Source organism: Nocardiopsis lucentensis DSM 44048, from assembly GCF_000341125.1.
In the GTDB taxonomy this organism is placed as follows: domain Bacteria; phylum Actinomycetota; class Actinomycetes; order Streptosporangiales; family Streptosporangiaceae; genus Nocardiopsis; species Nocardiopsis lucentensis.
Window position 1 is genome coordinate 1 of the sequence record NZ_ANBC01000738.1, and the last position, 1,501, is coordinate 1,501.

The 1,501-nt window shown below is 69.5% G+C and carries 1 protein-coding gene; it reads right to left on the minus strand.

The genetic code is table 11. From position 1 onward, the window contains the following. Positions 1 to 249: 249 nt before the first annotated feature. A partial coding sequence (locus D471_RS36215) for an AAA family ATPase (RefSeq protein ID WP_017601295.1) occupies positions 250 to 1,501 on the minus strand: 1,252 nt, incomplete at its 5' end.

Below are 1,501 nucleotides of genomic sequence, written 5' to 3' on the forward strand. Positions count from 1 at the left end.
ATCCAGTTCGGGCAGGTCGATCTCTGGTGCCGCCGAATGGGGCATATCTTCCTCTTCGTTCGGAGTTCTTCTCTGGCCCCCGGGCGGAAGCGAAAATAGCACATGTCCAACCAGCGGGACACGGGGTCTTTTGGATGTTTTTCCGGGTGTGGTCCCCGGTTCACATCCGCGGACGGAGCGCGGATCCGGAGGAGACGCGGACGGGCCGCCACCCCCTTCGGGGTGACGGCCCGCGTGCGCGGGGGCGCGCTACCGCTCCGCGGCGCGGTCGATGGCCGTGCCGATCGACCCCACCCGGTCGGCGAGCAGGCCCATCGCCCCGATCGCGCGCGTCATCGGGTCGTCCTCGCCCCCGCCCAGCGCGCGGCTCCGGCGGAACGCCTCCTTGACCTCCGTCCAGCGGGCCTCCTGCTCGGGCGTCATCACCCCGCGCAGCTCCGCCAGCTTGAGCAGGTTGGCCTCCGCGCCCGACGTCAGGGTCTGCGCCTCGCCCAGGTAGTGGTCGTCGATCGCGGCCTCCACCTCGGCGTCGTTCATCACCGGCACGATCTTCTCCGCCAGCCGGTTCATGTTCCGGTACGAGCCCTGGAGCTGGAACGGCGGCTCCGTGCGCGCGTCCTCGGACTGGCCCGCCGAGGCGATGTAGGCCTGGTTGTTGGCCAGCACCACCTCGCGCACGCGCAGCATCTTGCGCAGCACCGACACGATCCGGTCCACCTCGGCCGCCGAGTACGGGTGGCTCAGCCGGTCCGTGCCGACCGACCCGTCGCCCTCGGCCATCCGCACGAACGTGTACACGTCCTCCCGGTCGCGCGTGGACAGCGGGGCGAGCGTGGAGTTGGAGGTGAGCGCGTTCTCGATGTAGCTGAGCGCGAACATCTCCTCCTTGCCGGACAGCACGTCGCCCAGGTTGTACACGTCGGCGCGGTTGGCCAGCATGTCCGGGATCCGGAACCGCTTGCCCTGCTCCGTGTACGGGTTTCCGGCCATGCACACCGCGAACCGCTTCCCGCGCAGGTCGTAGGTGCGCGTCCGCCCGTTCCACACGCCCTCCATCCGGCGCTGGCCGTCGCAGAGGGAGATGAACTTCTGGAGCAGCTCCGGGTTGGTGTGCTGGATGTCGTCCAGGTACAGCAGGGCGTTGTTGCCCATCTCCAGCGCGAAGGAGATCTTCTCGACCTCCTGCCGCGACGTGGCGTCGGGCGCCTCGTCCGGGTCGAGCGAGGTCACGCCGTGCCCCAGCGCGGGCCCGTTGACCTTGACGAACACCAGCCCCAGGCGGCTGGCCACGTACTCCATCAGTGTGGTCTTGCCGTACCCCGGCGGGGAGATGAGCAGCAGCAGTCCGCTCTGGTCGGTCCGCTTGTCGTCGCCCGCCGCGCCCAGCTGCTTGGCCAGGTTGTCGCCGATCAGCGGGAGGTAGGCCTCGTCCAGCAGGCGGTTACGGACGAACCCGCTCATCACCTTGGGCCGGTACTCCTCCAGCCGCAGGCGCTCCCGC